The organism is Serratia sp. LSHTC3, from assembly GCF_057197125.1.
Genome location: NZ_JBXUNP010000004.1, coordinates 260,513 through 286,880, shown reverse-complemented (window position 1 = coordinate 286,880; position 26,368 = coordinate 260,513). Strand labels below are relative to the sequence as shown.

Genomic DNA, 26,368 nt, shown 5'->3' with positions numbered 1-26,368 from the left:
GCCGCGTTTATGGGGTTAAGACGATCTTGCCGAATGGCCCGCGATCGAGGTGATCCAACGCCTGAGACAGCTGATCGAAGCAGTATACCTGGTCGATCACCGGCTGCAGGTTGACGGCGTCCACGGCGCGCACCAGGTCTTCCAGCGCGCGGCGGTGGCCGACGCCGATGCCCTGAATCACTGCGGATTTTAATAGCAGTGGGCCGGCGGGAGCGGAAATCTCGTTGCCTTCCAGGATGCCGATTACCGAGATGCGTCCTCCCACCGCCACGGCGCGCACCGAGTTGCCGAGGTTGGTGCCGCCGACGGTGTCGATCACATGGTCGATGCCGCGATCCTGCGTCAGCGCATAAATCGCCTCCACCCAATCGCCGTCCAGCCGGTTGATGCCATGATTGGCGCCCAATGCCAGGGCTCGCGCCAGCTTTTCATCGCTGCCGGAGGTGACATAGACCTCCGCGCCGTGGGCTTTGGCGATCTGCAGCGCGAACAGCGCCACGCCGCCGGTGCCTTGCACCAGCACCGTATCGCCGGCATGCAGTTTGCCTTGTTCCACCAGCGCGAACCAGGCGGTCAGCCCGGCGCACGGCAGGGTGCTGGCCTGGACGTCGTCCAGCGACGCCGGCGCCGCTACCAGCCAGTCTTCATGCAAAATCACGTATTCCGCCAGCACGCCCTGATAAAAACCGCCGAGGGTGTGGTAAGGCACCCGGCGCGCATCGCCGTAGGGTTTTTGCTCGCCGTCGAGCCAACCGGGGCTGAAGGTGGAAATGACGCGCGCGCCGGGCTGAAAGCGGCTGACGCCGGGGCCGATGGCATCGACCTCGCCGGCCATGTCCGAGGCGGGCGTGAACGGCTGCGGCAGCGTGAGCCCCATGCCGCTTTCTATCATCAGTTTGTCACGGTAATTGAGTGAGATAGCCTTCACTTTCACTCTGATTTCGTGCGGCCCCGGCTGTGGGATGGCGCTTGCGCTCAGCTGCAGGTGCTCACGCCCCAGGGCGCTCATCGTCCAGTGTTGCATTGTATTGGTCATGATGTTCTCCAAAGTCAGCGATTAACAGACCTGCCGATAATATCGTTGATGAAGGTTCGCCAGTGGCGATAAGATTTCCGCAGATTGTTTCTTTCAGAGCGACAAATCATGAGCGATCGGTTGAGCGGCATTTCGGTATTCGTTACCGCCGTGGAGGCGGGCAGTTTTGCAGTGGCGGCCAGTCGGCTGCATCTTTCGCGTTCGGCGGTCGGCAAAACTATCGCCCGGTTGGAGCAGCGGCTGGGGGTGCGGCTGTTTCATCGCACCACGCGCAGCCAGAGCCTGACCGACGACGGTGCGCTGTTCTACGAGCGCTGCCTGCGGGCGCTGGAGGAGATCCGTGGCGCGGAAACGCTGCTGGAGTCGGGCAAGCGGCAGGTCAGCGGTCGGCTGCGGGTGTCGATGCCGGTGCTGTTTGGCCGCATGTGCATTGCGCCGCTGCTGACCGAACTGACGCGCGAGCATCCTGGGTTGGAGTTGGAGCTGTCGTTCAGCGATCGGGTGGTGGATCTGATTGAGGACGGCTTCGATATGGCGATCCGCAACGGTACGCTGGCCAACAGCAGCGGCTTGGTGGCGCGCCGCATCGGCGATCACCGTATGACGCTGTGCGCCTCGCCGGCCTATCTGCAGCGGTGCGGCGAACCGCACAGCATCGAGCAACTGGCGCAGCATGAGGCGGTGACCTATATGCGCGCCGGCGCACGGCGCAACTGGCTGGTATTGGATAGCGACGGCAAGCCGCAGGACGTGATGCCGAACAACCGGCTGCAAATGGACGACCTGCAGGCGATTGCGGATGCGGCGACGGCGGGTTTCGGCATCGCCTGGCTGCCGTGCTGGCTGGTGCGTGAGCAGTTGTTGAGCGGGGCACTGGTGCGCTTGCTGCGCGATCGGCCGGGCGCCGCCTTTGAAGCGCATGCGGTGTGGCCGCACACGCCTCACCTGCCGCTGAAGGTGCGGCTGGCGGTGGATACGCTGGTGAGCAAACTGCCTGCCAGTCTGGCGTTGGTCGAGAAGGCGCTGTAGCGCGCCCGATTCAGGAAGAGGCGGCGCGTTTTTTACGCCAGATCACCAGCATGGCGCCCAGCAGGCCGACAAACAGCAGCAGCAGCGGCAGCAGCATCAGGCCGGTCATCACCTGGCTTTCGTAGCGTTTCACCAGAGGGATTTGGCTGAACGCGTAGCCGAGGCCGACCAGCGCGCAGACCCAGATCGCCGCGCTCAGCCAGTTGAACACCTGGAAACGAGAGCTGTTGAGCCCGGAAATGCCGGCCATGGTCGGCAGCAGGGTGCGCACGAAACCGAGGAAGCGGCCGATCAGCAGCGCCGTCAGCCCGTGGCGGTTGAACAGGTTGTGCGCGCGCTGGTGGTACTGTGCCGGCAGTTGCAGCAGCCAGCTCTTCACCAGGCCGGTGTGGCCCAGCCAGCGGCCCTGGATATAGCTCAGCCAGCAGCCGAGACCGGCGGCGGCGGTCAGAATCAGCAGGGTGGGGGCAAAGCCCATCACGCCTTTGGCGATCAGCGCGCCCGACAGCAGCAGCAGGCTGTCACCGGGAAGGAAGGAGGCGGGCAGCAGTCCGTTTTCCAAAAACAGAGTGGTGAAAAGTACGGCGTAAACCACCCAAATTACGCTTGGATCGGCGAGGGCGATAAAGTCCTGCTGCCAAAGCGCATGAATAATCTCTCGTAATACATCCATTTTATGTCCTGTTGCATGCCGGTTGCGCCCGGGGTCACATTCTCCAGGATGCGGCGGTTACCGTATCTGACAGTTACCCGGTTAGTGTACCGCTAATAGCTTAAGCCGACATTAAACGAGACGAAGAAAATTATCGGAATCCGCCTTAGCGCACGCCGTTGAGGCGATCGAAGCCGGCCGCCAGATCGGCGATCAGGTCTTCGACGTTCTCCAGGCCGATATGCAACCGCACCAGCGTGCCGGAAAAATCGACGCCGCCCGCCGGGCGGATCGCTTCCAGTTCTTCCGGCTGGTTGGCCAGGATCAGCGACTCGAAGCCGCCCCAGGAGTAGGCCATGCTGAAGTGGCTGAAGTTATCCAGGTAAGCGGCCAACTGCGTATCGTCCAGCCGTTCCTTCAGCACGAAAGAGAACAGCCCGTTGCAGCCGCTGAAGTCGCGGCGGTAGAACTCGTGGCCCTTGCAGCTCGGCAGGGCCGGATGATTGACCGTCGCCACCTCCGGCCGCGCCGCCAGCCAGTTGGCGACCTCGATGCTGCTGCGTTCGTGCTGCTTCAGCCGCACGCTCAGGGTACGCAGGCCGCGGCTCGCCATGTAGGCGGTGTCGGCATCCACCATCTGCCCCATCAGATAGGAGTACTCGCGCAGTTGATCCCAACAGCGCGCGTTGGCGACGGCGGTGCCAAGCATGTAATCGGAATGGCCGATCAGGTATTTGGTGCCGGCCTGAATAGAAATGTCGATGTCGAAATCCAGCGCCTTGAACAGCACCCCCGCCGCCCAGGTGTTGTCGATCATGATCACCACGTCCGGCGCCACGGCGCGAATGGCCTGCACCATCGCCGGGATATCCTGCACTTCCAGGGTGATGGAGCCGGGGGATTCCAGGAACACCACGCGGGTATTGGGCTGGATCAGTTTGGCGATGTCGGCGCCGATCAGCGGATCGAAATAGGTGGTGCTGACGTTCATGCGGCCGAGGATATGGGTGCAGAAATCCTGGGTCGGCTCGTACGCAGAGCCGGTGACCAGCAGGTGATCGCCGGCGCCGACGAACGACAGGATCGCATTGGCCACTGCCGCCGCGCCGCAGGGGTACAGCACGCAGCCGGCGCCGCCCTCCAGCTCCACCATCGCATCCTGCAGGGCGAAGTGGGTCAGGGTGCCGCGTCGGCCGTAAAACAGCTCGCCGTGGGCGCGTTGCGCGGTGGCGTGTTTTTTGGCAGCGACGGAGTCGAAGACCAAAGAAGAGGCGCGTTGCGTGACGGGATTGACGGAGCCCTGGGTGTAGCGTTTGCCGCGGCCGGCGCCGATCAGCGCGGTTTCGATATGTTTTGACGTCATGGTACCTGGCTCACCTCTGGTTGCTCTGCACGTGCCCGTTTACGATAGCCCTTACGTTAACATGAGTTAATATAGCCATCCAGACGTTTTAACTTCCAGATATAGAAACGGCTATAATTGGCTGCCGGTCACGCATTTCTCGCGTAATCCTTCTGCCGAGTGGGAACAGAGAAGTCCATTCCTCGGCTGAGGCGCCGTTCGGCAGCGTGGCGTTGTTGCGCCGTTGTGGGATAAAAGTAACGAAATCACCCTATAAAAGGGGCATTTGGCGGTGAACGGACACAGATTGGCGCTTTGTAACGGGGCTGGCTAAAATTTTCTCGTTTATTTGGTAAATAATAATGAGAACCACTATCAATCCCCGGTTGGTTTGATATGATCGCACGCTGAATTATTCCTTAATTTTGATCGGTAATGGGTGGAGGCACAGCGTGAAAACGGCTGGCAAGAATTTAAATCAAGGATCGTTCGGCCAGGGCCGGGCGCAGTGGGGCAAGGCCTTCGGCCGCAGCCTGATGGCATCTATGGTGCTGGTCGTAGGGCTGGCCGGCAGCGCGCAGGCCGCGCCGGCGAGCAATCCGGCCGTTGCCGAAAGCGTTGCGCCGACCACCGCGCCTGCACCTGCTGCAGCCGCCGCGCCGGAGAGCATCACGCCGGTGAACCCGGCGCCAACGATCCAGCCACCGGAAACCCGCGGCATGGACCTGTCCGTTTGGGGCATGTACCAGCACGCCGACGCGGTGGTGAAAGCGGTAATGATCGGCCTGGTGCTGGCCTCGATCGTGACCTGGACCATTCTGTTCTCCAAAGGCAGCGAACTGCTGCGCGCCAAGCGCCGTCTGCGCCGCGAACAGCTGGCGCTGGCCGAAGCGCGCTCGCTGGATGAAGCCTCCGAACTGGCGCAAAACTTCGGTCCGGAGAGCGTCAGCGCGGTATTGCTGAACGACGCGCAAAATGAGCTGGAGTTGTCTGCGGAATCCAACGACAACAACGGCATCAAAGAGCGCACCGGCTTCCGCCTCGAGCGCCGCGTGGCGGCCTACAGTCGCAACATGGGCCGCGGCAACGGCTTCCTCGCCACCATCGGTGCCATCTCGCCGTTCGTCGGCCTGTTCGGCACCGTGTGGGGCATCATGAACAGCTTCATCGGCATCGCCCATTCGCAGACCACCAACCTGGCGGTTGTGGCGCCGGGCATCGCGGAAGCGCTGCTGGCGACCGCGCTGGGTCTGGTCGCGGCGATCCCTGCCGTCGTTATCTACAACATCTTCGCTCGCGTCATCAGCGGCCACCGCGCGCAGGTGGGCGACGTGGCGGCGCAGGTCTTGCTGCTGCAGGGCCGTGATTTGGATCTGGCCGCGACGGCGGAAGCCAAGCGCTCACAGCACGCGCACCAACTGCGGGCGGGGTGAGACATGGCGATGCGCTTAAATGAAGATCTGGACGACAGCGGCGAACTGCATGAAATCAACGTGACGCCGTTTATCGACGTCATGTTGGTGCTGTTGATCATCTTTATGGTGGCCGCGCCGCTGGCAACGGTAGATATCCGCGTCGATCTGCCGGCCTCCTCCGCCAAGCCGCAGCCGCGGCCGGAAAAACCGGTGTTCCTGTCGGTGAAGGCCGACAAACAGCTCTACGTCGGCGATCAGCCGGTGAATGCCGATCAGTTGACTTCGGTGCTGGATCAACGCACCCAGGCTAACAAAGAAACCACCATCTTCTTCCAGGCGGACAAGAGCGTGGACTATGAAACGCTGATGAGCGTGATGGACACCCTGCGTAAAGCCGGCTACCTGAAAGTGGGGCTGGTGGGCATGGAAGGCGCCGCCAAATAGCGGGCTGATGAAACAGAAAAGGGCGCTTCGGCGCCCTTTTTTACTGGTTCAGAGATATCACTCTTCGGCCAACAAAGCCCGGGAACCGGCATGGCGCCAGCGGATACGGCCCGGCAGATAAAGCGCGTTCTGTTCCAGAGGCCGCTCGTCGATCAGTGCGGTGACTTGGTCGAAGCTATGTTGCGCCAACGCCCGGCAGTCCTGTGCGACCGTATCGATCTTCAGCGTCATGCAGTCGAACAGGTAGTGATCGTCGAAGCTGCACAGGTGGATGTCGCTCTCCATCAGCTGATGTTGAGTCAGATAACGCAATACCCCTTCCAACAGGCCGCAGGCGGCGGTAAATAGCGCCTTGGGCGGCCGCCCCAGCTGGGCGCACAGCTGAGCGAACATCTCGTACCCTGAGCTGGGGTGATAGTTGCCGTTGATGATCCATTCCGGTTTGCACTCGATGCCGGCGCGCTGCAGGCCAAGCTGGAAACCGGCCAGCCGATCGCGGGTCGGCGAAATGCGCGGCTGCCCGCCGAGAAAATAGATCTCGTCCGGATGTTGGCGCGCGACCTTTTCCACCAGGTCGGCGGTCGAGTTGACCGAATCGGTGATCACCAGCGGCAGTTCGGAACCGGCGATCAGACGGTCCATCTGCACCACCGGCAGTCCGACATTGATCTTCTGGTATTCCGCGTCGTTTAGCTGGCTGGAGGCGACAATCAAGCCGTCCACCTGCCGCTGCACCAGACTGTTCACCGCCATCATCTCCTGCGCCGGGTTTTCATCGGTGCAGGCGATCAACAGCTGCAGGCCGGCTTCGCGGCACAGCGTTTCCAGCTCGCGCGAAATCACCGCAAAACCGTAGTTGGTCATCTCCGGCACCACCAACCCCAGCGTGTGGCTGCGGTTGGAGCGCAAAGAGCGGGCGTGGATGCTGGGCTGATAATGGTGTTCGTGCGCCAGCGCCAGAATGCGATCGCGGGTGTCGTCGGACACCCGGTATTCCTTGCTGCGGCCGTTCAGCACCAGGCTGGCGGTCGATTTCGACACCCCGGCCAGCGTGGCGATGTCACTGATGGTAATGCGTTTATTTTTTTTCACTGACGCCATCTGAAGTCATCGGAGGATGCGTCATTCTAGCATGCATGGCGTCAGCGGCCAGTATTCCAACGCCAGCGGCGCGCTCCCGCACAGCCGCAGTTGCGGCTCACCCGCCGGGAAGTAGCGTGCGCTCATCACCGCCTCGCCGTGGTTGATGAAAATCTCCACGCTGGAACGATCGAACAGCAGTTGCAGATGCGTGACCGGGCCGCGCCAGTAACGGTGCTCCGGCCGGCCGTCGGTCAGGGAAGCGCGCGTCAGCTGCAGCCTTTCGCCGTCCCATTTCAGCGTCATCGCGTCGCCAAAGGTTGCGTTGAATGGGCCCTGCGGCGTCAATTGCAGCTCCGCGGCCCCCAGCGCATAGGCGGGGGCGTTATCGGCGCGGCCTTGCCAGCCTGCTCGCTCACCGCGCAGCTGTTGCAGCTCGCGCGCCGGGCGCTGGTGGAGGCGGCCATGCCGCAGCGACAGTTCGCGCGGGCAGGTCATGGTGTGGATCCAGCCGTAACGGCGCGTCGGATGGGCTTCTTCATCTTGCTCGGGCACGCCCATCCAGCCGAACAGCAGGCGGCGGCCATCTTCCGCCAACGTCGTCTGCGGCGCGTAGAACTCGAAGCCGGCGTCCAGCTCGCGGAATTCGCCGTGGCTGAAGGCCGCCTGCCGGTAATCCAGCTTGCCGAGCAGATAACCGGCCTGATAACGGTTGAGATAGCGTTCCGGCTGCGGCGTCAGCCCCTGCGGACAGCAGATCAACACCTCGTCGCCGTCCAACGAGAACAGGTCCGGGCACTCCCACATGTAGCCGAATTCCTCTAAGCCGTTCAGTCCGGAACCGGCGATCTCTCCCAGCGCTTGCCAGTCGCGCAGATCGCTGGAACGAAACAGCAGCACCTTGCCGCGATCCTGCAGGTCACGCGCGCCGAGCACCATGTACCAGTCATTTTGATGACGCCACACTTTCGGATCGCGTACGTGACCGCTGTAGCCCTCCGGCAGCGGCAGCACCGGCCCGAGTTTGCGATATTCGCCCCGTTCGCTTTCCTGAGCCAGGCATTGGTAAGCGGTGCGTGAGCCGTCTGGGAATTTCACGTTGCCGGTGTAGATCAGCGTGATTTTGCCTTCCGCCACCACCGCCGAGCCGGAGTAACAGCCGTGGCTGTCGTAACAGGCGCCGGGCGCCAGGGCGATTGGCTGGTGCTCCCAACGCAGCAAATCAGCCGACTGCCAGTGTCCCCAGCATTTGTTGCGATGATCGCAACCCAGCGGATTCCACTGATAAAACAGATGATAAACGCCGTTGTGCTGGATAAAGCCGTTGGGATCGTTCAGCAGGCCAACGCTGGGTGCCAGATGCCAGTCCGGTCGGTGCGGATCGCGCAGCGCGAGCGGCTGGCCGTTCATTACCGCCCGCAGTGCCTGTTTGATTAAGCTGAGTTCTTCCATCATTGCGCGTCCGTGTTGTATTTCAGCAGTAGGGAGAGGACAAAGGCGCTGCCAAACGCGATCGCCAGGCCGATGATATAGCTGACCAGCGAGCTGGCCTGCACGATCGCCATGCCGGGGATCGCCGTCAGCCCGACCGCGTTCATGCCGACATGGTTGGCCACCACCCAGGCGCCGCCGAGCGCGCCGCCCGCCAGCGCCGCCAGGAAAGGCTTCACGAAGCGCAGGTTGATGCCGAACAGCGCCGCCTCGGTGATGCCGAGCATGGCGGAAAAGGCCGAAGGCACCGCAATGGCTTTGATTTTGGCGTCGCGGGTTTTGAAATAGACCGCCAGGCAGGCGCCGCCTTGAGCGATGTTGGCCATCGACCAGATCGGCAGCAGGAAGTTGACGCCGATATTGGGGTTGCCGAGCAGCCCGGCTTCTACCGCGTGGAAACTGTGGTGGATGCCGGTGATGACGATAGCGGAATAGAGGCCGCCGAACAGCAGCCCGGCTAACCACCCCGCATGGGCAATCAGCGTGCTGAGCACGAAGGAGATGCCGTCGCCCAGCGCGCGGCCGGCGGGGCCGATAAACAGCAGGGCGACAAAGCCTGAGATCACCACCGTCAGGAACGGCGTCAGGATCAGATCGAGCGCGTTGGGGATCACCTTGCGCAGCCGTTTTTCCAACAGGCTCATGAACCACACCGTCAGCAGCACCGGGAATACCGTGCCCTGGTAGCCGATCATGGCGATGTCCAGACCGAAGAAGTTCATGGTGTGGAACCCTCCGGCGACGCCCCAGGCATTGGTCAGCGCCGGATGCGTCAAAATGCCGCCGAGCGTGGCGCCCAGATAGGGATTGCCGCCGAATTCGCGTGCGGCGGTGAAGCCGATCAGAATCGGCAGAATAATGAACGCCGCCGAGCTGAACATATCCAACATGATGAACAACGCGCTGTTGGCATCGGCCCAGCCGTAGGTTTTCACCATGCCGAGCAGCCCCATCAACAGGCCGGAAGCGACGATCGCCGGAATGATAGGCACGAAGATGTTCGACAGCAGGCGGGCGATGCGCTGCAGCGGGTTGAGCTTTTTCGCCGCGATATCGGCGGCTTCGGCCTTGCTGGATTCGCTGACGCCCGCCGCCTTGATGAATTCCGCATGCACCTTATTGACCAGCCCGGTGCCGAAGATCACCTGGATCTGGCCGGCGTTGCTGAAGCAGCCTTTGACGCCGTCCAGTTTGCCGATGGCCTCTTTGTCCACCTTGCTGTCGTCCACCAGCACCAGGCGCAGGCGCGTGGCGCAGTGGGCGGCGCTGGCGATGTTCTCTTTACCGCCGAGCAGCGGCAACAGCGCGTTGGCGGTTGCGGTAATGTCCATGTTGTCCCCTTGCTAAATAAAAATGCCGCTGCGCAGTTTGCGGCGCAGCGACGTGAATCGATGTCAGAAGAAATACTTGAATCTGGCGCGCATGCCGTAACGCTGGTCGTTGTCGCCGTTGGCTATCTTGCTGTCGGCGTTGGCTTCCAGCAGCGAGACATAGGCGCCTAAATACAGGTTGAAATTCTTCATATTCATAATGTTAGGTATCTGATACGACGCATGAACGGTGTGGATGTCGTAGTTGCCCGGTTCGCTGAGCGGGTTGTGGATATCGGCGGCGATCCCGGCGGTATTGAACTCTTTGATATTGTTGTGCGCATAGATATAACCCAGTTCGAAGCGTCGCCACAGCACGTTGACGCCGGCGGTCAAGTCTTGCTCGCCGGCGGCATCCAGGTAGGCGGCGCTCAGGTTGGCCACCACGCCGTTATCCGGATCGGCCGCGTTGGTGTTCCAGCTCATGGTCATGCCGTAGCCGTTGCGCTTGGATTGATCGACGAAGCGGCCCTGGCTGTCCTGATAGCCGTAGGCGTTATTCACCACGTTGCTTTCCATCGCCGCCGCGATGCTGAAGGCGTCTTTCTTCCAGGCGATCACCGGGCGCAAATAGGCGACGTTTTTCTTATTTTCCAGCGCATTGCCGTGGTAGCTGTTGTCCTGGAACAGCGAGGTGCCGTCTTCTACCAGCGTGTTCAGTTCGAAATAGACATCCCCGGCGTATTTGCTCAGCATCAGGTTGCCGCCGCTGCTGCTACGGCCGCGGCCTTCTTTCATCATGTAGATATAGCCGAAGCCGTCGGCGTACAGGTCGTTGGCGGTATTGCCGGAGTATTGAATGAAGGTGTCCTGATTCAGCGGGAACATGTCGTAGGCTTCGAAGCGGCCGATTTTGGTTTGCCAGTTCTTTTCATTGCCGAAGAAGAAAGCGGCGTCGTCCAGGTTCATTTTGCCGCTCATGTCCGCCAGCGGCTGGACGCTGAAGCCGGAGAAGTTACCGTCCGGATTGCGGCGGTAGCCGTCCAGCCCGACCAGAATGCGGCCGTTGATGTCCCAGCGCTCTTTGTTGCCGGGTTTCCAGTCCTTGTGGTCGCTGCCTTTCAACGACGTCAGCTGGCCGCTGCGGCTGGCGCCGTCCAGGTTGAACTCCACGTCGCCATACAGTTTCAGATCGTTGAAACCGTTCAGTTTCAGCGCGCTGGTCGGAGAGGATTGCGTTTCCAGCGTGGCGGCGCGCTGCGCGACCTGCGCGGTTTGCCTTTCGGTGCTGGCGGTGCGCTGTTCCAGCTGTTGCGCCCGGCGTTCCGCCGCCGTGGCGCGGGTTTCAGCCTGAGCGGCGCGCCGTTCCGCCTGCGCCAGACGTTGTTCCAGCGCGTTGAGACGCGCCTCGATACTGTCGCCGCCCGAGGCCGCAGCGGCAGACGTGGAGAGGAAAAGCCCTGTTGTTATCGCCAAATAGCTGAGTTTTTTCATCATCGTCTATCATCCGGGAAGGGTTGTTATTATTTTTTGCTAAATTGCTAAACCGGTTTTTCATGGCGAAAGATAGCGATCGAGAAGCGGACTGGCAATCAAGTTTGCTAACCCGATTCAGCTATTGTGATCGAGTACGCAAATCGCGGGTTAAAAGACCACGGCGCTAAGGGGGGCGCCGTGGATGCAGGGGATCAACGCAGGAAAGCAGCCAACTCGTCGGCGCGGGGCAGGGCGGTCATGGCGCCCTTGGCGGTGGTGGCCAGCGCGCCGCAGGCCTGAGCCTGAGCGATAACCGCCGGCCATTGCGCTTCCTGCGGCAATGCGTGAAGGCGCGCCAGCGCCGCTAACAGTCCGGCGACGAAGGCGTCGCCGGCGCCGGTGGTATCGACCGGCACGACAGGCGGCGCGCGGAAATGGCGCAGACGATGCCCGTCGTGTACGCAGACGCCGTCGCCGCCCAGCGTCACCAGCAGCAGGCGCAGCGGATAGGTTTGCATCATCCAGCGCATGGCGTTCTCCAGATCGTCAAGATGGCTGATGAAAGCCAGCTCTTCGCGCGACAGTTTCACCACGTCCGCCAGCAGCAGCGCCTTTTGCAGGCAGGGGCGCAGCGCTTCCGGTTGGCGCCAGACCTCTTCGCGGATGTTGGGATCGAAACTGACCCGGCCGCCGACTGCCCGCATGCGTTCCATCGCCGTAAAGGCCGCGCTGCGGCTGGGCTCCTGCGACAGCGCGATGGAGCAGAGGTGCAGCCACTCGCCCCGCTGGAAAGCCGGCAGATCGTCGGGCTGCAAAAACAGATCGGCGCTGGGCTGCACCATAAACGTGAATGAGCGCTCACCCTGAAGATCGAGATCCACCACCACCGTGGAGGTGTGGTGTTCGGGATCCGGCCGCATATGGCCGATATCCACCCCTTCATCGCTCAGCACCTGCTGCAGAAAGGCGCCGAAGCTGTCTTGCCCCACCCGGCCGATAAAGGCGCTGTCGCCACCGAGGCGGGCGATACCCACCGCCACGTTCGCCGGCGCGCCGCCGGGGCATTTGAGATAACCGTTGGCATTTTCCGGCACCAGGTCGATCACGGCGTCGCCCAGTACCCATACGCGATTCATCATGCTTAATCCCTGTTTTTGTCGTTGTCAGATGGTGAGCTAAAATAGAAGAACCGGTTTAGCAAGGCAATGAAATAATCCTCAGAGCCGCTTGGTCAGTGAGGAAGATCAATCTTTCTGCTGGGCTTGGGGAGAAGGGGATCTGCCCCGCGAACCGGCGCGGGGAGAGATAGCGGTGCGTTTAGCCCAGCTTCGGATAGACGCCGGGACCGATTGGCAAGCCTAACGCATACCAGACCAGCAGCAGCAAAATCCACACGCTGAAGAACACCAAAGGATAGGGCAGGATCAGCACGTAATAGGTGCCGAGCTGCGCGTCTTTGCGGTAGCGCTGCAGGAAGCCGAGGAACAGCGGCAGGAACGGCGACATCGGCGCCAGCGGCAGCACCGCAGAGTCGGCGATGCGGAAGATCATCTGGGCGAACGCCGGGTGGAAACCGAGCAGCATAAACATCGGCACGAAGATCGGCGCCAAAATTGACCAGATCGCCGAGCCGCTGGCGATGAACATGCACAGGAAGGCGGAGAGGAACATCAGGCCGAGAAACGCCGGTGCGCCGCTCATGCCGGCGGCTTCCAGCATGTCGGTCAGGCCGACGGCCATAAACTTGCCCATGTTGCTCCAGTTAAAGAACGCCACGAACTGCGACAGCGGAAACACCATCACGATAAAACCCGCCATGCTTTTCATCGGATCGAGCAAGTGGTGGGGAATATCGTCCGGCCGCCGGATCTGTTTGGTGACCACGCCATAGGTAATGGCGACGGTGAAGAAGAACAGGATGATGATCGGCACAATACCCTTGATGAACGGGGAAGGGATCACCGAACCGGTGTTCGGGTCACGCAGCGGCGCGGCCTCCGGCACCACCAGAGCGGCGATGATGGCGATAAACACCAGCGCGGCGATGCCGCTCATCATCAGCCCCCGGTTCTGCAGCGGGGTCAGCGCTGCGATTTTGTCTTCGGCGCCGCCTTGCCACTTCGGCAGACGGGGCTCGATAAACTTGTCGGTGAGCAGCGCGCCGGCGATGGTCAGCACGATCACGGAGGTGGCCATAAAGTACCAGTTGTCGATCACGCTGACGTGAACCGCGCCATCCACCGCTTTGGTGGCTTCGGTGCTGATGCCGGAAAGCAATACGTCGGTGGTGACGATCAACAGGTTGGCGGTAAAGCCGGAGGCGACGCCGGCGATCGCCGCCAGCAGTCCGGCTATCGGGTGGCGACCCACCGCGATAAACATCAGCGCGCCGAGCGGCGGCATCACCACCAGCGCAGCGTCCGATGATATATGGCTGAAGAAGGCGATAAACAGCACCATATAGCTGGCGTAGCGGGCGCTGACGCGCGAGGCCATTTTGTACATCAGCGCCTGCAGCAGGCCGACCTTTTCCGCCAGGCCGGCACCTATCACCAGCGCCAAAATAGCCCCCAGCGGCGCAAAGCTGCTGAAGTTATGGATGATATTGGGAAATATCCACTGCATGCCCGCCACGCTCATCAGGTTATTCACCTTGATGAGCTCGCCGGTGGCCGGATTTTTCACCGCCACATCGAGCCAGGAAAACAGCGCGGTGGCCAGCATAAGCACCAGGATCAAATAGACGAACAGTAAAAACGGATTGGGGATCTTATTGCCGATGCGTTCCACCCAGTAAAAAACGCGTCCGGGGCTTTTATTGATTGGCGTTGTGGCCTCACTCATGATTTTACCCTCTGTGTTTGCTCTGTTGTGTGATTGTTATTATTTGATTTATTTATAATTATACTTAGTGGCCCGGTTGTCCGGGCCCTGTCTGTTCATGCTATTTCAATGGCGATGGTTGCACCCCCTGCGGGATTGGGCAGCGGTACGGCTGTTCGGCGCGCCGGCGCTCGAACTCGCTGCGGCAGCGCGCCAGCAGGGCGCTGTCGCTCAGCAGATCGATGGCGGTCGCCGCCATCACCTTGCCGGCCAGGCACATGCCCTTATGGGCGATAGCGGTGCGGCCCTGCGCCACCAGTTGCCAGGTGTGCAGCGGAGTGCCGAGTGCGAAACAGGGGCTAAAGCATTGGGCGGTCGGCGCCACCCAGCTCACGTCGCCAACGTCGGTAGAGCCGTACAGCAGATCGTCGGATTCCACATAAGGCGCGACCTCGTCCATCAGCACCTTATCTCCCAACTGCTGCACCCATTCGCGCCCGGCCGCGCCGCCGGTGCGGGCAATATTGAGTTTGGCGTTGCGCAGATCGTCGCGGCTCAGGGTTTGGCGGATTTCCTCGGCGAAGCGGCGCTCGGCGTCGCTGTACTCGGGCAGACCGAAATCGCACAGGTTTTGATACATCGCGCGTTCCAGGCTGCGGTTCGGCACATAATTGGAGCAGGCCTTGTCGAAGCGCACCTCCATCTGGGTGTCAGTCATCAGCGCTGCGCCCTTGGCGATGTTGATCACCCGCTGGTAAATGTCCTGCGCCTGATCGAGCTGCGGCGCGCGGATCAGGTACAACACTTCGGCATCGGCCTGCACCACGTTGGGGGAGCTGCCGCCGGTGTTGGTAACTGCGTAGTGCAGCCGCGCTTCCTGCACGATATGTTCGCGCAGGAAGTTGGCGCCGGTATTCATCAGCGTCACCGCGTCCAGCGCGCTGCGCCCCAGGTGCGGCGAGTTGGCGGCATGGGCGGCGACGCCCTTGAAGTGAAACGCCGCCTGGATGTTGGCCAGCGTGCTGGTATTGAACATGCCGCTGAAGCCTTCCGGGTGCCAGGTGAGTGCGGCGTCGACGTCATCGAACAGGCCTTCACGCACCATAAAGGTCTTGCCGGAGCCGCCTTCTTCGCCGGGGCAGCCGTAGAAGCGCAGGGTGCCGCTCAGCCGGTTCTGCTGCATCCACTCCTTGGCGGCGAAGGCGCCGGCCAGCGCGGCGGTGCCCAGCAGGTTGTGGCCGCAGCCATGGCCGTTGCCGTTTTCCACCAGCGGCTGCGGCGTGGCGCAACCGGCCTGCTGGCTCAGCCCGGCCAGCGCGTCGTACTCGCCCAGCAGCGCGATAATCGGGTGGCCGCTGCCGTAGCTGGCGATGAACGCCGTCTTGATGTCGCCCACGCCGCGTTCAACCGAGAAGCCTTCCTGTTCCAGCGCATCGGCCAGCAACGTGGCGGAATAGGTCTCGTTAAAGCGCGTTTCCGGGTGGTCCCAAATCGCGTCGCTCAGCGCGCTGAAGCGGGGCTGGCGTTGGTCAATGTAGTCGTCGATAAAGGCCTGCAGTTCTGAGTTGCTCATGCTCCGCTCCCGAATGTCGGCAGGTTCAGCGCCAGCGACGCCAGCGTTTTCACCGCCACCGCCATCACCTGCTCGTTGAAGTCGAATTTCTCGTTATGGTGCCCGGCGCTCAGTTCGGTGCCGAAAATGACGTATGAGGCCTGGCCGCCGCGGGATTTCACCCGTTCCATCATGTAGGTGGCGTCTTCTGAGCCGGCGGCCTGTTCGCGGCGATCGACCACCGAGGCCAGCTCGGTTATCTGCTGCGCCTGGCGGCGGATGTAATCCACCCACGGTTGGGTCGGTTTGCTGCTCTGCGCCGCGCCCATCAGCGCGATATCGCAGGCGACGCCGTGCATTTTGGCGGCGCCTTCGATGGCGTTCAGCGCCTGTTGATAGACAAACGCGTTGATCTCATTGGTGGCGCCGCGCGTTTCTACCTTCATAAACGCCCGATCGGCGATCACGTTGCGGCCGGTGCCGGCCTGCAGCACGCCGACATTGATGCGCGAGCTGCCTTCGCTGTGGCGCGGGATGGCGTAAAGCCCCAGCGCAGCCTGCGCCGCTGCCAGCAGCGCGTTGCGGCCGTCTTCCGGCTTGGCGCCGGCGTGGGAGGCGACGCCGCGGAAAGTAACGTCCAGCTTGCTGGTGGCCATAAAGCTATCGCTGCCGCACACCAGCTCGCCGGGCGGCACGCCGGTGCCGATATGCACCGCGGTGAAGAAATCGACGTCGTCCACCACGCCGGCCTCCACCATCGATTTTGCGCCGCGTGTGCCTTCTTCCGCCGGCTGGAAGATCAGTTTGACGGTGCCGCGAAGCTGGGATTCCAGGCTTTTGAACACGTGCGCCAGCCCCAGGCCGATGGTGGTATGGCCGTCATGACCGCATGCATGCATCATGCCGCTGTTGCAAGAGGCGAACCCTTCGAGGAACGGCAGGTGTTCGGGTTCCAGCAATTCGTTGAGATCGAGGGCGTCCATATCCACGCGGTAAGCGATAGTCGGGCCGGGGCGGCCGGTATCGAGCGTTGCGACGATGCCGGCGAAGCCGCCGGAAAAATGCGGCAGCCATTTCTCCAACGCCCCCTGATTGCGGGCGCGCTGTTCCTGCGCTTCCAGCTCGGCGGGCGAGGGCAGCCCCATGCGCGCCTCTGCCTTGATGACCTCGCGGCCCAGCTGCAGGCGATAGCCCAGCCGATCGAGTTCTTCCGCCACCAGGGTGGCGGTGCGGAACTCAAACCAGCCGGATTCGGCATAGCGGTGGAAGTCGCGGCGCCAGGCCTGCAATTGCGGGTACAAATCAGCCACCAACATCGAAAGCGAATTAGTCATAGTGATATCTCATAAGTTATCGCGCGCTGGATCGCTCCAGGCAGCAGTTATGCTCTGAACTGAAATCAGACGGTGAAGCTATTGCAAAGAAAAAGGTGCGTTTGGTTACTAACTGCCGTTAATGGCGCTTATTGGCGCAGAAAATGCGCTTAATTAAGCGAAATAAGAATTTGGTTATTTATTATGTTTTTTCCGAATGTACACAATGGAATCTGGCTAAATAAGATGCCAATATCTTGCTATTGATAAACAACGGTTATCGCCTTTCGCCTATGCCAGCCTCGATAAAATTGCACCAATTGCGTGCATTTGTGGACGTTAGCCGCCAGGGCAGCATCCGCGCCGCCAGCCGCACCTCTCGCCTTTCCCAGCCTGCGCTGACCAAGGCCATTCAGGAGCTGGAAGAGGTGCTGGGCGCCAAGCTGTTTATTCGCCGTAGCCAGGGGGTGGTATTGACCGACTGCGGCGATAACTTTTTCCAGCATGCCAGCCTGATCCTCGAGGAGCTGCGGGTGGCGCAGGAAGACATTCAGCAGCGGCTGGGGTTGGCGGGCGGCACGGTGAATATCGGCGTTGGCGGCAGCATTGCGCGCACCGTGATGCCGCAGGTGGTCACCCAGTTTCACCGTGAGTATCCCAACGTGAAGGTGCGCATCGTCGAGGGGCAACTGGTGTCGATGATCCCAGAACTGCGCCAGGGCGAGCTGGATTTTACCGTCAATACCTATTACCCCAGCAGCCTCGACAACGAGCTGCAGTATGAACGGCTGATGGAAAAAGAGTATCGGGTGGTGGTGCGCAAAGGGCATCCGATGGAGGGGGCGACCTCGCTGAAACAGCTGCAGCACTGCGACTGGACCATGCCGACGCCGAAAGGCAGTTACTATCGGCTATTGCACGATCTGTTCGGGGACTTGGGCATGGCGCCGTCGATCAGCGTGACCTGCGAGACCTTTATGGCCTGTACCAGCCTGGTGGCGCAGAGCGATTTTGTCAGCATTCTGTCGGTGGACGTGATTTCGGATCCGATTTTGGGCAAGCATTTGGTGCCGCTCGAGCTGAAAGAGCGTCTGCCGAAAGCGACGTTTTATCTTATCCAACGCAAGGACACCACCCTGACGCCGATGGGCGCGCACCTGGCGCGCCTGTTTCGCCTTTACTGTCGGTGATACCGAGGCCCTGCCGGGCCCCGGCATTAGAAGGCGATTGACCCCTGCACGAAGAAGGTGCGCGGTTCGCCGACGTACTTGCCGAAGTTGTTGTCGTTGGAGCGGGTGAAGTAGCGCTGATCGAACAGGTTTTTCACCCCGGCACCCAGCGTCAGGTTCGACAGCTGCGGCCCGAAGTTATATTCCCCGCGCATATTCCACACCATGTAACCGGCGATATTGCCGAACTGGCCATCGGCGCTTTCCTGCGTGATGTACTCCGGCCCGGTGCCCGGCGAATGCTGTTTCGACTGCGCATAACCGTCCAGATTCCATACCCAGCTGCCGGTGGCGTAACGTGTACCGACGGTATAGACCTGGCGCGAGTAGAACGGCAGATCTTTACCGGCGAAGTCGCCCTTGTCGGTGCTGGCCTTGGTGTAGGTATAGCTGGTGTAGACGCTGGCGCCGTCGAGCGCGCGATTCAGTTCGCTGAGATCGTAGCTGAGCGCCAGCTCGATGCCTTTGTGCTTGGTGGCACCCATGTTGGTCCAGCCCACGTCGTTGCTGATGTACTGCAGCTGGTTATCGAAATCGATGTAGAACAGCGTGGCCTCGGCCTTGACTACGGTGTCGTCGTAGCGGGTGCCGAATTCATAGGTGTGCGCTTTTTCCGCCGTTAGCCCCGGCGCCGGCTGGTTGCCGTTGCCGCCTTTGGTCAGTTGGAAATACTGCATGCTGCCGAAAGAAGTGTTGGCGTTGGCGAACAGTTTCCAGGCGTCGGACAGGTGGTACATCACGTTCAATGACGGCAGCGGCTCGCTGTAGCTTTTCTTGCGGCTGATGTTGTTGAACGAATCGTCCACGTGGGTACGGATGCTTTCATAACGCAGGCCCGGCGTGACCGTCCAGTTGCCGACGTTAATGGTGTCGTCGATATAGAACGCGTTGGCCGCGGTGCCGCCGGAGGTGTGCTGGTAATAATCCGGGGTCTCCGGCGTCGAGCCGATATTCGCCGGGTTATACCAGGCCGAACGCGACGCCTTTTCATCCATGGTTTCATTCAGATAGCGGTAACCGAGGGTGATCTCGTGCGCCATATCCCAGAAACGGAAGACCTGCGAATAACTTGGTTCGATAGCCCAGGTTGAATAGTGGCGCGGATAGGAGACCATGCGCCGCTGGCCCGCGTTTTTGCCTGTGCCTTCCGATTCGATGTTGCTGCCGCGGTAGCTGTCGGTGAAGTAGGTCAACACTTCGAACTGTTTGTCGTCTTCCTGATGTTTGTACTTGAACGACATATCCTTGCGGCGGCCTTCGAACTGGTCCCACGGCCGCGTGGATTGGAACGGGTTTTGCGCGTATTGCGCGGTGCTCAGCCCGCCCGGCATGCCGGCTTTGGCATCGTAGTAGTGGAAATTGGCCAGCAGCTCGTCACGATCGGTGAACGCATAACGCGTTTTCAACATGAAATCGTCGATGTCGGTGTTGTCGTTGTTGTCGCGGTAACCCTGGCCGTGCAGCCCGGAGTAGAGCAGTTCGGCACCGAGGCCGTTGTCTGCGGTGCCGCCCACGGAGGCGCTGGTCAGGGTCTTCAGGCCGCCGTGGCTGGCGCCCTGGGTTTGTACGCTGGCGGTGCCGCCAAACGTTTTGGGAATGTCACGGGTAACGAAGTTGATCACGCCGCCGACGTTCTGCGGCCCGTAGCGCACCGCGCCGCCGCCGCGCACCACGTCCACCGATTGCAGATTACCGATAGACAGCGGGGCCATCGACAGCTGCGGCTGGCCGTAAGGCGCGACCGCCAGCGGGACGCCGTCCATCAGAATGGTGGAGCGTGGAGAAAGACGCGAAGTCAGGCCGCGCACGCCGACGTTAAGCGAGATGTCACTGCCGCCGGTGCCGTTGCTGTCGCGCACTTGCACGCCGGGTACGCCGCGCAGGCTATCGGCGATGGTTTGGTCGCCCTGTTCGTGCATTTGCTGCTGGGTGACGATGGAACGCGCGCCCGGATGGTTGAGCAGCACCGAACTGGTATCGGGGTTGTCCAGCCAGTTGCCGACGACGGTCACGGTGTCGGTATCGTTCTGAGATGAGTTATCAGTAGCAAGGACAGGGAATGCGACGGCGATGGAAGCCGTCAGCAGAGAAAGCCGAAAAAGAGGTGACATAATAATGCCTTAAGAGTTTCAGACCCGGATGTGTTTTTTTAGAAAAGACAATCTTAATGATAATTATTGGCAAGTAAATAGAATTGTTACGGGATAGTTAAGCGGGTAACTAAATAATGAATGCGGGAAACAGGGCCCGGCTGGCGGGCCCTGGCGGGGGTTATTGCGGCGTAAGCCAGAAGACGCCGCTGTAATCCAGCGCGGTGAATTTCCGGTGCACCATTTCGATATCCGCTTGCGGATCAATATCTTTAAACAGCGCCGGGTGCAGGAACTTGGCGATCGCCTCAACCGCGATAAAGTTGAGCGGCGTGTCGTAAAATTGATGGTAAATCGCCATCACGCGTTTTTCTTTCACCGCTTTCAGCACGTTAATGCCGGTGCGATCCAGCAGATGCGCCAGTTTCTTTTGGCTGGTGGCCATATCGGTGGCGTAACCCAGCGGCACCGCCAGCGTGCCGCGATGCCCGCGGCTCCAGTCGGCGCCGGTCAGCAGATAGAAATCCGGGTTGCTGCTGATCACCTGTTCGACGTTCACTTCACCGCCCATGTCTGAAAACAGCGTGCTGCCGATATTATTGCCGCCGGCGGTCTCGATGAACTGCCCGAAGCTGCCTTTGCCGAAGGTGTTGCAGCACTGTTCGCCTTTGATGCCGGCGCTGCGCTCGATGAAGACGCTGGGGCGCTGCTCCGGTTTCAGCGTGGCGACCCGCTGCCGCACCAGCTCGAGGCGCTGCTGATAGAGACGGATGAAGGCGTCGGCATTGGGCTGCTCGTCAAATACTTTACCCAACAGCGCCATGCTGGCGACGGTGTTGGTCAGCGGCTGTTGGCGAAAATCGATGATCAGCACCGGGATGCCGACCTTTTCCAACTGGGTCAGCACGCCGCTGTCTTTCAATTTGCTCAGCAGGCCAATGTCGAAAATGACCAGATCCGGTTGGCGCACCACCGCGCTTTCCACGCTGAAATCACTGGTGTAGGGGTTGTCGAAGGTGGGGATCTGCATGACCTGCGGGAATTTTTTTGCGTAGGCCTCCACCAGATCCGGTGCTTTGACCTTCAGCGAGTTGTCCCAGGCGATGATGTTTTTCAGCGGTTCCTGCGGATGCAGAATATTGAGCGCCAACAGCGCACGGGCATCGGCCAGGATAACGCGTTTGGCCGGTTGCGGCAGAGTGACCTGACGGCCGGCGACATCGGTGACGACGATCGGCGCGGCCTGAGCGGCGCCGGCCAACAGCAGAATGCAGGCGGCCAGCCAGCGGCCGGCTTTGGCGATAAGAACAGCGGACATGGAGATCCTTGAGTAATCGGCGAGGAACGAGAGCGCAATGATAAGCGATATCCTTTCGCTTTTTGAACACCCTTGATGCCGATAGTGGCTACTCCTGGCCCATCAGCGGGTCGCTGACGCTGTGTTCGCCATCTTCCAACCGGCCCGCCAGGCGGCGCAGCCAGCCGGGGCTTTGCAGCGTAAGGTCATACCAACCGCCGCTGGCGCGGGCGTCAAACGTTTGCTGGTGGCTGCCGCCCGCCGGCAGCGTGATGTGCCACGGGCCCTGCTGCGTATAGGGGCAGCGTTCGAGGGTGACCGTTATCGCTTCGGGGGCCGGGTTATTCAACTGCAGCAGCAGGTTGCGGCCCGTCGGGCGCAAACGCACCTCCGGCTGCGGCCGGCTCAGGGCACCGCGCAACTCACGATGAAAGCCGTTGGGGCCAAGCAGCCACAGATGGTACTCATTCTCCGTTTGCCAGTCGTCGCTGACCGCCTTGCCCGCCTCGACGGTAAAACGGCGCGGGATCTGCGCCAGATCGCGCCGGTCGTAGACGTGAAACACCGCTCCCTGCTCGCCGGTATTGAACAGGTTCAGCGTCACGCGGCGTTGCTCGGCCGCGACGCCGGCCTCGACGTGCAGCTGGTAGGGCAACGCGCGGGAAGGGCGTGCCAGGCGGCGTTGGTGGGGTAAACGCTGGTGGGCGGGTGATGGCAGCGGCACTTGCGGCAGCTGTTCCTGACGCTGGCGCAGGCCGTCGGCGGCGTGGCGGCTGGTGGCGGGCAGGCTCGGCAGCGCTTCGCCGTTAGGATCGACAAAGTTGAACGCCGAAGTGAGATCGCCGCACACCGCGCGGCGCCAGGCGCTGATGTTGGGTTCATGCACCTGAAAGCGCTTTTCCAAAAATTGCAGCACCGAGGTGTGATCGAAAACCTGCGAATTGACCCAGCCGCCGCGGCTCCAGGGTGACAGCACCAGCATCGGCACCCGCGGGCCGGGCCCGTAGATGCGGCCGTCCGGCGGCGGTTGATCCTGCGAACCGGGTGGCGCCACGTGCTGGAAGATCTCGGTGTCGAACGGCACCGTCGATTTACCGGCGAAGCTGCCGTCTTCGCGCAGCGACGGCGCGGAAGGCGAAGGCATATGGTCAAAAAAGCCGTCGTTTTCGTCGTAGTTGACCAGCAGAACGGTTTTACTCCACACCTCCGGGTTGTTGGTCAGCGCGTTGAGGATCTCTTGGGTGAACCAGCCGCCCTGTACCGGGCTGGAGGGATCGGGGTGTTCCGAATAGGCCGCCGGCGCGATGATCCAACTGACCTGCGGCAGTTTGCCCTGCTGCACGTCGGCGCGGAATCCGGCCAGCATGGCGTCCAGATCGTTGCCGTCGGCGGCCGGCAGGGTGTTGCCGTTGCCTTTGTACAGCGGTGCGGCCTCGTTGAGCGCATCGCTATAAGGCACGAAAGCGTTGAAGTCTTTCGGCGGCCACGCCGGGTTGCCCACCTGAATGCTGGCGGCGCGGTATTGGCGAAAACCCGCCAGCGGGTTGTCGGTAAAGTTGTCCGGCAGGAATTGATACACCTTCCAGCTGATGCCGCTCGCCTCCAGCCGTTCCGGATAGGTTGTCCACTGGTAGCCGCGGTCCGCCGGGCCGGGGCTGTCCCATTCGTTGACCACCACCGCCACGTCGGCGGCGGACGGGCCGTTGGTGCCGGTCCAGTGGAACAGCCGGTTGGTGTTGGTGCCGGCGTGGATGGAGCAGTGATAGGCATCGCACAGGGTGAAAGCGTTGGCCAGCGCAAACTGGAACGGCAGCTCCCGCTGGCGGTAGTAGCCCATCGAGGCCGGCGTTTTGTAGGTGGGCCAGGCGCTCATGCGGCCGTGATCCCAGGCGGCTTGCTCATCCACCCACGAGTGCGGCGTGCCGGTGACGCGCTGGGCGTTGCCGCGTTTGCTGTCCAGATGGTAGGGCAGCACCAGCCGTTCGGCGCCCTGTTGCTGCCAGACCAGGCGATCGCCGGGCAGTGGAATGGTAAAGCGATCGCTGAAGCCGCGCACGCCCGGCAAGGTGCCGAAGTAGTGGTCGAAAGAGCGGTTCTCCTGCATCAGGATCACCACGTGTTCGACGTCGCGCAGGGTACCGGTGCGGTTATTGGCGGGAATGGCCAGCGCTTTGCGAATCGAGGCGGGCAACAGCGAGAACGCCGATCCGATGGCGGCAGCCCGCAGGATGTCTCTGCGAGAAAGGTCAGGCATGCGTCGTTAATCTCCGTCAGTGTGCTTTGAAGATAGCCGCTGACGACGATAATGGCGAAAAATAACAGGGAGATGAAAGCGAGAGAAACAATGCTCCCTGGCGGGAGCATTGGGGATGAGGCTTACTGTCTGATCAGGCGGCCGAGCGTCGGCGCCGTTTCGAAATCGCTGCGGAAGGGGTTGATGTCCAGGCCGCCGCGGCGGGTGTAACGCGCGAACACGCTGAGTTTTTCCGGGCGGCAGCTCTGCTTGATGTCGTTGAAAATGCGCTCGACGCACTGCTCGTGGAATTCGTTGTGCTGGCGGAAGGAGATCAGGTAGCGCAGCAGGCTTTCGCGATCGATTTTGCGGCCTTCATAGTGGATCACCACGCTGCCCCAGTCCGGCTGATTGGTGACCAGGCAGTTGGATTTCAACAGATTGGAAGACAGCGTCTCCGACACCGATTCCCCTCTCTCGGCCGCGCCGCTCAGGTATTCCGGTTTGAAGGCGAAGTCGTCGACCGCGATATCCAGATCGTCGATGTTGATGCCCGGCAGGCGATCGATTTGCACCGGATAACCTTCCAGACCCGGATAGAGCTTGACGGTGACCTGGCCATTGGCCGCCTGCGACAGATCCTTCTGCATGGCGGCGCTCACCTGTTCCACGCTGTCGAAGCGCGTTTGGTTGAAGCTGTTGAGATACAGCTTGAACGATTTGGATTCGATCAGGTTGGAAGAAGAGTGCGGGAAGGTAAATTCGCCGATGCCCACCACCGGTTTGCCCTTGCCGTTGAGCCAGGACAGCTCGAAGGCGGTCCACAGATCAAAGCCGCTGAACGGCAGCTGCCGCTCGTCCACGCCGATCAGATCGCGGCCGCGGGCACGCGGCAAGGCTTCGAGCAATGCGGGAGCATATTGATCCGGATAATCGGAGTTCGCGCCAAGATGGGTGATTTTATCTTGCTTTTGGATATGCATATTCATTGCCCTTTGCTTGTTCGGTATTGATGTAGCGATTAAACAGACTGCGGGTGGCGTAGATCGGCCCGACGCCCAGCAGGGCGTAAACCACCTTGATCAGGAACTGCGACAGGATCATGGTTTTGATGATGTCCCAGCTCAGCACGTTGTAGAACGCCAGCGTACAGAACACCACGCTGTCGATGGCCGAAGCCACTACGGTGCTGGTGATCACGCGCACAAACAGGTAGCGGGAATTGGTCAATTCTTTGATTTTGCAGAGCAGGTAGGAGTTGACGTTTTCGGAGATCAGATAGGCCGCCGACGAGGCCACCAGCACCGCCATGATGCTGTGCACGATGCCGTTGTAGGTCTCGCTGTACTCCCACTGCGGAATGCTCGGCACCAGCGTCGTTACCCAAACGCCCAGGACGAAGGTCAAATTGGCGATAAACGAGATGATGATGGTGCGCCTGGCCAGCCGTAAGCCATAGAATTCGTTGAGGATATCCACCAGAATGAACGTGAGCGGGTAAATGAAGATCGCCGGCGGCGTGATGAGATTCAGCACCGGGATTTGGATCGGCTTGACGCCGCACAGCGTTGAGAAAATATAAATCACGCTGAGCGCCACGGTAATAATCAGGTAGGCGTACCAGGATCGTTCATGGCGATCGCTGAGCTCGTAGGCGGTTTTTTGTTGGTTGTCACCATAGAGTTTACGGTACAGCGCCTGCAGCTCATGCCGGCTCAGATCTTCTGATATTTCGCTGTCGGCCAGCTCATTCAGCCCCATGGTGATGGTTTTGCCGGTGGCCAATACCATGACATTGGCCGCGATGGTGCCATGCCGGGTGAAGCCCAACAGCTTGAACTTCTGATTCGGTTCCATTTATAGCCTTTCTCCAACGATGTAACCCAGGAATTGCACGGTGTCCTGAGGGCGTTTGTCCATGCTTTCGCTGTCTTTGTCGTCAACCACAAAGAAGCCGCTTTTTCCCGAGTGATACAGCAAAGGCGAATCGCAAATCAGTACCGGCGGGCGTTTGATGATGATGACTTCGCCGGGAATAAATGACCCTTTAATTTCGGTCTCTATTTTCATTGCCAACATGTTCGACTCATCGCCGAAGAAATAAGTCAAAGGGAACTCAGTGACCAGTTGCCCGATCTTGCGCTGCGAGACGGCCAGATAGCGCGACTGCGGGATTACCGGAATGGCGGAAGGGTTCTTGTTGCCTTCGGTGGACAGCGTTTCGTTAAGCAGCTCCAGCTTTTCCAGATCGTAATCTTCGATCTCTTCACAGGAGACACCGAAGAAATCGGAGATCCTATTCACGGTGGATTGCTGAACGTTGTTCACTCTTCCGTCAAGAATTTTGTAGAGAGTCGTACGCGTCAGGCCGCTGCGATTGGAAAAGGAAGCCTTGGTTTCACCGCGGGTACGCATCAGATATTCAATATTTTTAATGATGTTGATTTTGCGCTGTGCGTTGGTGGTTTTCATTGGCTGTCCTTACAAACATTACGCAGGCTTCACTATATCTTACGCAGTGGCGTTGTCCAGATAAAAAGGCGCAGGCGAGCAGGT

The 26,368-nt window shown here is 60.7% G+C and carries 21 protein-coding genes; 4 read left to right on the top strand and 17 right to left on the bottom strand.

Annotated elements, in window-relative coordinates:
- Positions 1-7 precede the first annotated feature (7 nt).
- Positions 8-1,036: a zinc-dependent alcohol dehydrogenase family protein gene (locus tag AC2CGI_RS16975; protein ID WP_076740996.1), complete on the bottom strand. Its 1,029-nt coding sequence runs from the start codon at positions 1,034-1,036 to the stop codon at positions 8-10.
- A gap of 108 nt (positions 1,037-1,144) precedes the next feature.
- On the opposite strand from AC2CGI_RS16975, the gene AC2CGI_RS16970 reads away from it, so the two are divergent.
- The gene (locus AC2CGI_RS16970; RefSeq protein WP_076740995.1) at positions 1,145-2,065 is read left to right on the top strand and encodes a LysR family transcriptional regulator; all 921 of its coding nucleotides are present in this window, start codon (positions 1,145-1,147) and stop codon (positions 2,063-2,065) included.
- A 10-nt stretch (positions 2,066-2,075) separates the two neighbouring features.
- On the opposite strand, the gene AC2CGI_RS16965 is transcribed toward AC2CGI_RS16970, so the two are convergent.
- Both AC2CGI_RS16965 and metC read right to left on the bottom strand, forming a co-directional pair.
- Entirely contained in the window at positions 2,076-2,738 is a 663-nt protein-coding gene (locus AC2CGI_RS16965) for a DedA family protein (RefSeq protein ID WP_004937300.1), read from the bottom strand.
- Between the two features lie 145 nt (positions 2,739-2,883).
- Entirely contained in the window at positions 2,884-4,080 is a 1,197-nt protein-coding gene (gene metC / locus AC2CGI_RS16960) for a cystathionine beta-lyase (protein WP_033632075.1), read from the bottom strand.
- A 431-nt stretch (positions 4,081-4,511) separates the two neighbouring features.
- Here metC and exbB point away from each other — a divergent pair, with 431 nt between their 5' ends.
- Positions 4,512-5,492 (top strand): tol-pal system-associated acyl-CoA thioesterase, encoded by a 981-nt coding sequence (exbB, locus tag AC2CGI_RS16955; RefSeq protein WP_004937304.1) that lies wholly within the window; start codon positions 4,512-4,514, stop codon positions 5,490-5,492.
- 3 nt (positions 5,493-5,495) lie between these two features.
- Positions 5,496-5,918: a TonB system transport protein ExbD gene (exbD, locus tag AC2CGI_RS16950; RefSeq protein WP_004937307.1), complete on the top strand. Its 423-nt coding sequence runs from the start codon at positions 5,496-5,498 to the stop codon at positions 5,916-5,918.
- A gap of 57 nt (positions 5,919-5,975) precedes the next feature.
- On the opposite strand, the gene AC2CGI_RS16945 is transcribed toward exbD, so the two are convergent.
- From AC2CGI_RS16945 to AC2CGI_RS16910, 8 genes are all read right to left on the bottom strand, one after another.
- Positions 5,976-7,019: a LacI family DNA-binding transcriptional regulator gene (locus AC2CGI_RS16945; RefSeq protein ID WP_015379068.1), complete on the bottom strand. Its 1,044-nt coding sequence runs from the start codon at positions 7,017-7,019 to the stop codon at positions 5,976-5,978.
- Positions 7,020-7,040: 21 nt separating this feature from the next.
- Entirely contained in the window at positions 7,041-8,450 is a 1,410-nt protein-coding gene (locus AC2CGI_RS16940; RefSeq protein ID WP_031300223.1) for a sucrose-6-phosphate hydrolase, read from the bottom strand.
- On the bottom strand, positions 8,450-9,820 hold the full coding sequence (locus AC2CGI_RS16935) for a sucrose-specific PTS transporter subunit IIBC (protein ID WP_015379066.1): 1,371 nt from the start codon (positions 9,818-9,820) through the stop codon (positions 8,450-8,452). The genes AC2CGI_RS16940 and AC2CGI_RS16935 overlap by 1 nt, the downstream gene beginning before the upstream one ends.
- Before the next feature lie 63 nt (positions 9,821-9,883).
- Positions 9,884-11,293, bottom strand: coding sequence for a carbohydrate porin (locus AC2CGI_RS16930; RefSeq protein ID WP_044031944.1), 1,410 nt, complete (start codon positions 11,291-11,293; stop codon positions 9,884-9,886).
- A 194-nt stretch (positions 11,294-11,487) separates the two neighbouring features.
- On the bottom strand, positions 11,488-12,414 hold the full coding sequence (locus tag AC2CGI_RS16925; protein ID WP_015379064.1) for an aminoimidazole riboside kinase: 927 nt from the start codon (positions 12,412-12,414) through the stop codon (positions 11,488-11,490).
- 178 nt (positions 12,415-12,592) lie between these two features.
- Positions 12,593-14,119: a p-aminobenzoyl-glutamate transporter gene (abgT, locus tag AC2CGI_RS16920; RefSeq protein ID WP_004937321.1), complete on the bottom strand. Its 1,527-nt coding sequence runs from the start codon at positions 14,117-14,119 to the stop codon at positions 12,593-12,595.
- 100 nt (positions 14,120-14,219) lie between these two features.
- Positions 14,220-15,671 (bottom strand): M20 family metallopeptidase, encoded by a 1,452-nt coding sequence (locus tag AC2CGI_RS16915; RefSeq protein ID WP_076740994.1) that lies wholly within the window; start codon positions 15,669-15,671, stop codon positions 14,220-14,222.
- Positions 15,668-16,984 (bottom strand): M20 family metallo-hydrolase, encoded by a 1,317-nt coding sequence (locus tag AC2CGI_RS16910; RefSeq protein WP_076740993.1) that lies wholly within the window; start codon positions 16,982-16,984, stop codon positions 15,668-15,670. The genes AC2CGI_RS16915 and AC2CGI_RS16910 overlap by 4 nt, the downstream gene beginning before the upstream one ends.
- A 272-nt stretch (positions 16,985-17,256) precedes the next feature.
- Between AC2CGI_RS16910 and AC2CGI_RS16905 the strand changes: the two genes are divergently transcribed.
- On the top strand, positions 17,257-18,153 hold the full coding sequence (locus AC2CGI_RS16905; RefSeq protein ID WP_076740992.1) for a LysR family transcriptional regulator: 897 nt from the start codon (positions 17,257-17,259) through the stop codon (positions 18,151-18,153).
- Positions 18,154-18,179: 26 nt separating this feature from the next.
- Here AC2CGI_RS16905 and AC2CGI_RS16900 read toward each other — a convergent pair whose 3' ends face one another.
- From AC2CGI_RS16900 to AC2CGI_RS16875, 6 genes are all read right to left on the bottom strand, one after another.
- Positions 18,180-20,303 (bottom strand): TonB-dependent receptor family protein, encoded by a 2,124-nt coding sequence (locus AC2CGI_RS16900; RefSeq protein ID WP_015379060.1) that lies wholly within the window; start codon positions 20,301-20,303, stop codon positions 18,180-18,182.
- A gap of 160 nt (positions 20,304-20,463) precedes the next feature.
- The gene (locus tag AC2CGI_RS16895) at positions 20,464-21,600 is read right to left on the bottom strand and encodes an ABC transporter substrate-binding protein (protein ID WP_076740991.1); all 1,137 of its coding nucleotides are present in this window, start codon (positions 21,598-21,600) and stop codon (positions 20,464-20,466) included.
- Positions 21,601-21,688: 88 nt separating this feature from the next.
- A complete protein-coding gene (locus tag AC2CGI_RS16890) occupies positions 21,689-23,833 on the bottom strand; it encodes a phosphocholine-specific phospholipase C (RefSeq protein WP_076740990.1) in 2,145 nt (714 codons plus the stop codon).
- A gap of 122 nt (positions 23,834-23,955) precedes the next feature.
- Entirely contained in the window at positions 23,956-24,795 is an 840-nt protein-coding gene (queF, locus tag AC2CGI_RS16885) for an NADPH-dependent 7-cyano-7-deazaguanine reductase QueF (protein ID WP_076741032.1), read from the bottom strand.
- The gene (locus tag AC2CGI_RS16880; RefSeq protein ID WP_004937338.1) at positions 24,773-25,669 is read right to left on the bottom strand and encodes a queuosine precursor transporter; all 897 of its coding nucleotides are present in this window, start codon (positions 25,667-25,669) and stop codon (positions 24,773-24,775) included. The genes queF and AC2CGI_RS16880 overlap by 23 nt, the downstream gene beginning before the upstream one ends.
- Positions 25,670-26,284 carry a helix-turn-helix domain-containing protein gene (locus tag AC2CGI_RS16875; protein ID WP_004937341.1) on the bottom strand — a complete coding sequence of 205 codons (615 nt, stop codon included), beginning with the start codon at positions 26,282-26,284 and terminating at the stop codon, positions 25,670-25,672. It abuts the gene before it with no gap.
- Positions 26,285-26,368 lie beyond the last annotated feature (84 nt).

Bases quoted from the DNA above. Each gene is read 5' to 3' on its own strand.
- AC2CGI_RS16915 (WP_076740994.1), bottom strand. From the start codon at position 15,671: ATGAGCAACTCAGAACTGCAGGCCTTTATCGACGACTACATTGACCAA.
- AC2CGI_RS16925 (WP_015379064.1), bottom strand. From the start codon at position 12,414: ATGATGAATCGCGTATGGGTACTGGGCGACGCCGTGATCGACCTGGTG.
- AC2CGI_RS16905 (WP_076740992.1), top strand. From the start codon at position 17,257: ATGCCAGCCTCGATAAAATTGCACCAATTGCGTGCATTTGTGGACGTT.
- AC2CGI_RS16910 (WP_076740993.1), bottom strand. From the start codon at position 16,984: ATGACTAATTCGCTTTCGATGTTGGTGGCTGATTTGTACCCGCAATTG.
- AC2CGI_RS16895 (WP_076740991.1), bottom strand. From the start codon at position 21,600: ATGTCCGCTGTTCTTATCGCCAAAGCCGGCCGCTGGCTGGCCGCCTGC.
- AC2CGI_RS16880 (WP_004937338.1), bottom strand. From the start codon at position 25,669: ATGGAACCGAATCAGAAGTTCAAGCTGTTGGGCTTCACCCGGCATGGC.
- AC2CGI_RS16900 (WP_015379060.1), bottom strand. From the start codon at position 20,303: ATGTCACCTCTTTTTCGGCTTTCTCTGCTGACGGCTTCCATCGCCGTC.
- AC2CGI_RS16890 (WP_076740990.1), bottom strand. From the start codon at position 23,833: ATGCCTGACCTTTCTCGCAGAGACATCCTGCGGGCTGCCGCCATCGGA.
- AC2CGI_RS16875 (WP_004937341.1), bottom strand. From the start codon at position 26,284: ATGAAAACCACCAACGCACAGCGCAAAATCAACATCATTAAAAATATT.
- AC2CGI_RS16945 (WP_015379068.1), bottom strand. From the start codon at position 7,019: ATGGCGTCAGTGAAAAAAAATAAACGCATTACCATCAGTGACATCGCC.
- AC2CGI_RS16970 (WP_076740995.1), top strand. From the start codon at position 1,145: ATGAGCGATCGGTTGAGCGGCATTTCGGTATTCGTTACCGCCGTGGAG.
- metC (WP_033632075.1), bottom strand. From the start codon at position 4,080: ATGACGTCAAAACATATCGAAACCGCGCTGATCGGCGCCGGCCGCGGC.
- abgT (WP_004937321.1), bottom strand. From the start codon at position 14,119: ATGAGTGAGGCCACAACGCCAATCAATAAAAGCCCCGGACGCGTTTTT.
- AC2CGI_RS16975 (WP_076740996.1), bottom strand. From the start codon at position 1,036: ATGACCAATACAATGCAACACTGGACGATGAGCGCCCTGGGGCGTGAG.
- AC2CGI_RS16940 (WP_031300223.1), bottom strand. From the start codon at position 8,450: ATGGAAGAACTCAGCTTAATCAAACAGGCACTGCGGGCGGTAATGAAC.
- AC2CGI_RS16935 (WP_015379066.1), bottom strand. From the start codon at position 9,820: ATGGACATTACCGCAACCGCCAACGCGCTGTTGCCGCTGCTCGGCGGT.
- AC2CGI_RS16930 (WP_044031944.1), bottom strand. From the start codon at position 11,293: ATGAAAAAACTCAGCTATTTGGCGATAACAACAGGGCTTTTCCTCTCC.
- exbD (WP_004937307.1), top strand. From the start codon at position 5,496: ATGGCGATGCGCTTAAATGAAGATCTGGACGACAGCGGCGAACTGCAT.
- AC2CGI_RS16965 (WP_004937300.1), bottom strand. From the start codon at position 2,738: ATGGATGTATTACGAGAGATTATTCATGCGCTTTGGCAGCAGGACTTT.
- queF (WP_076741032.1), bottom strand. From the start codon at position 24,795: ATGCATATCCAAAAGCAAGATAAAATCACCCATCTTGGCGCGAACTCC.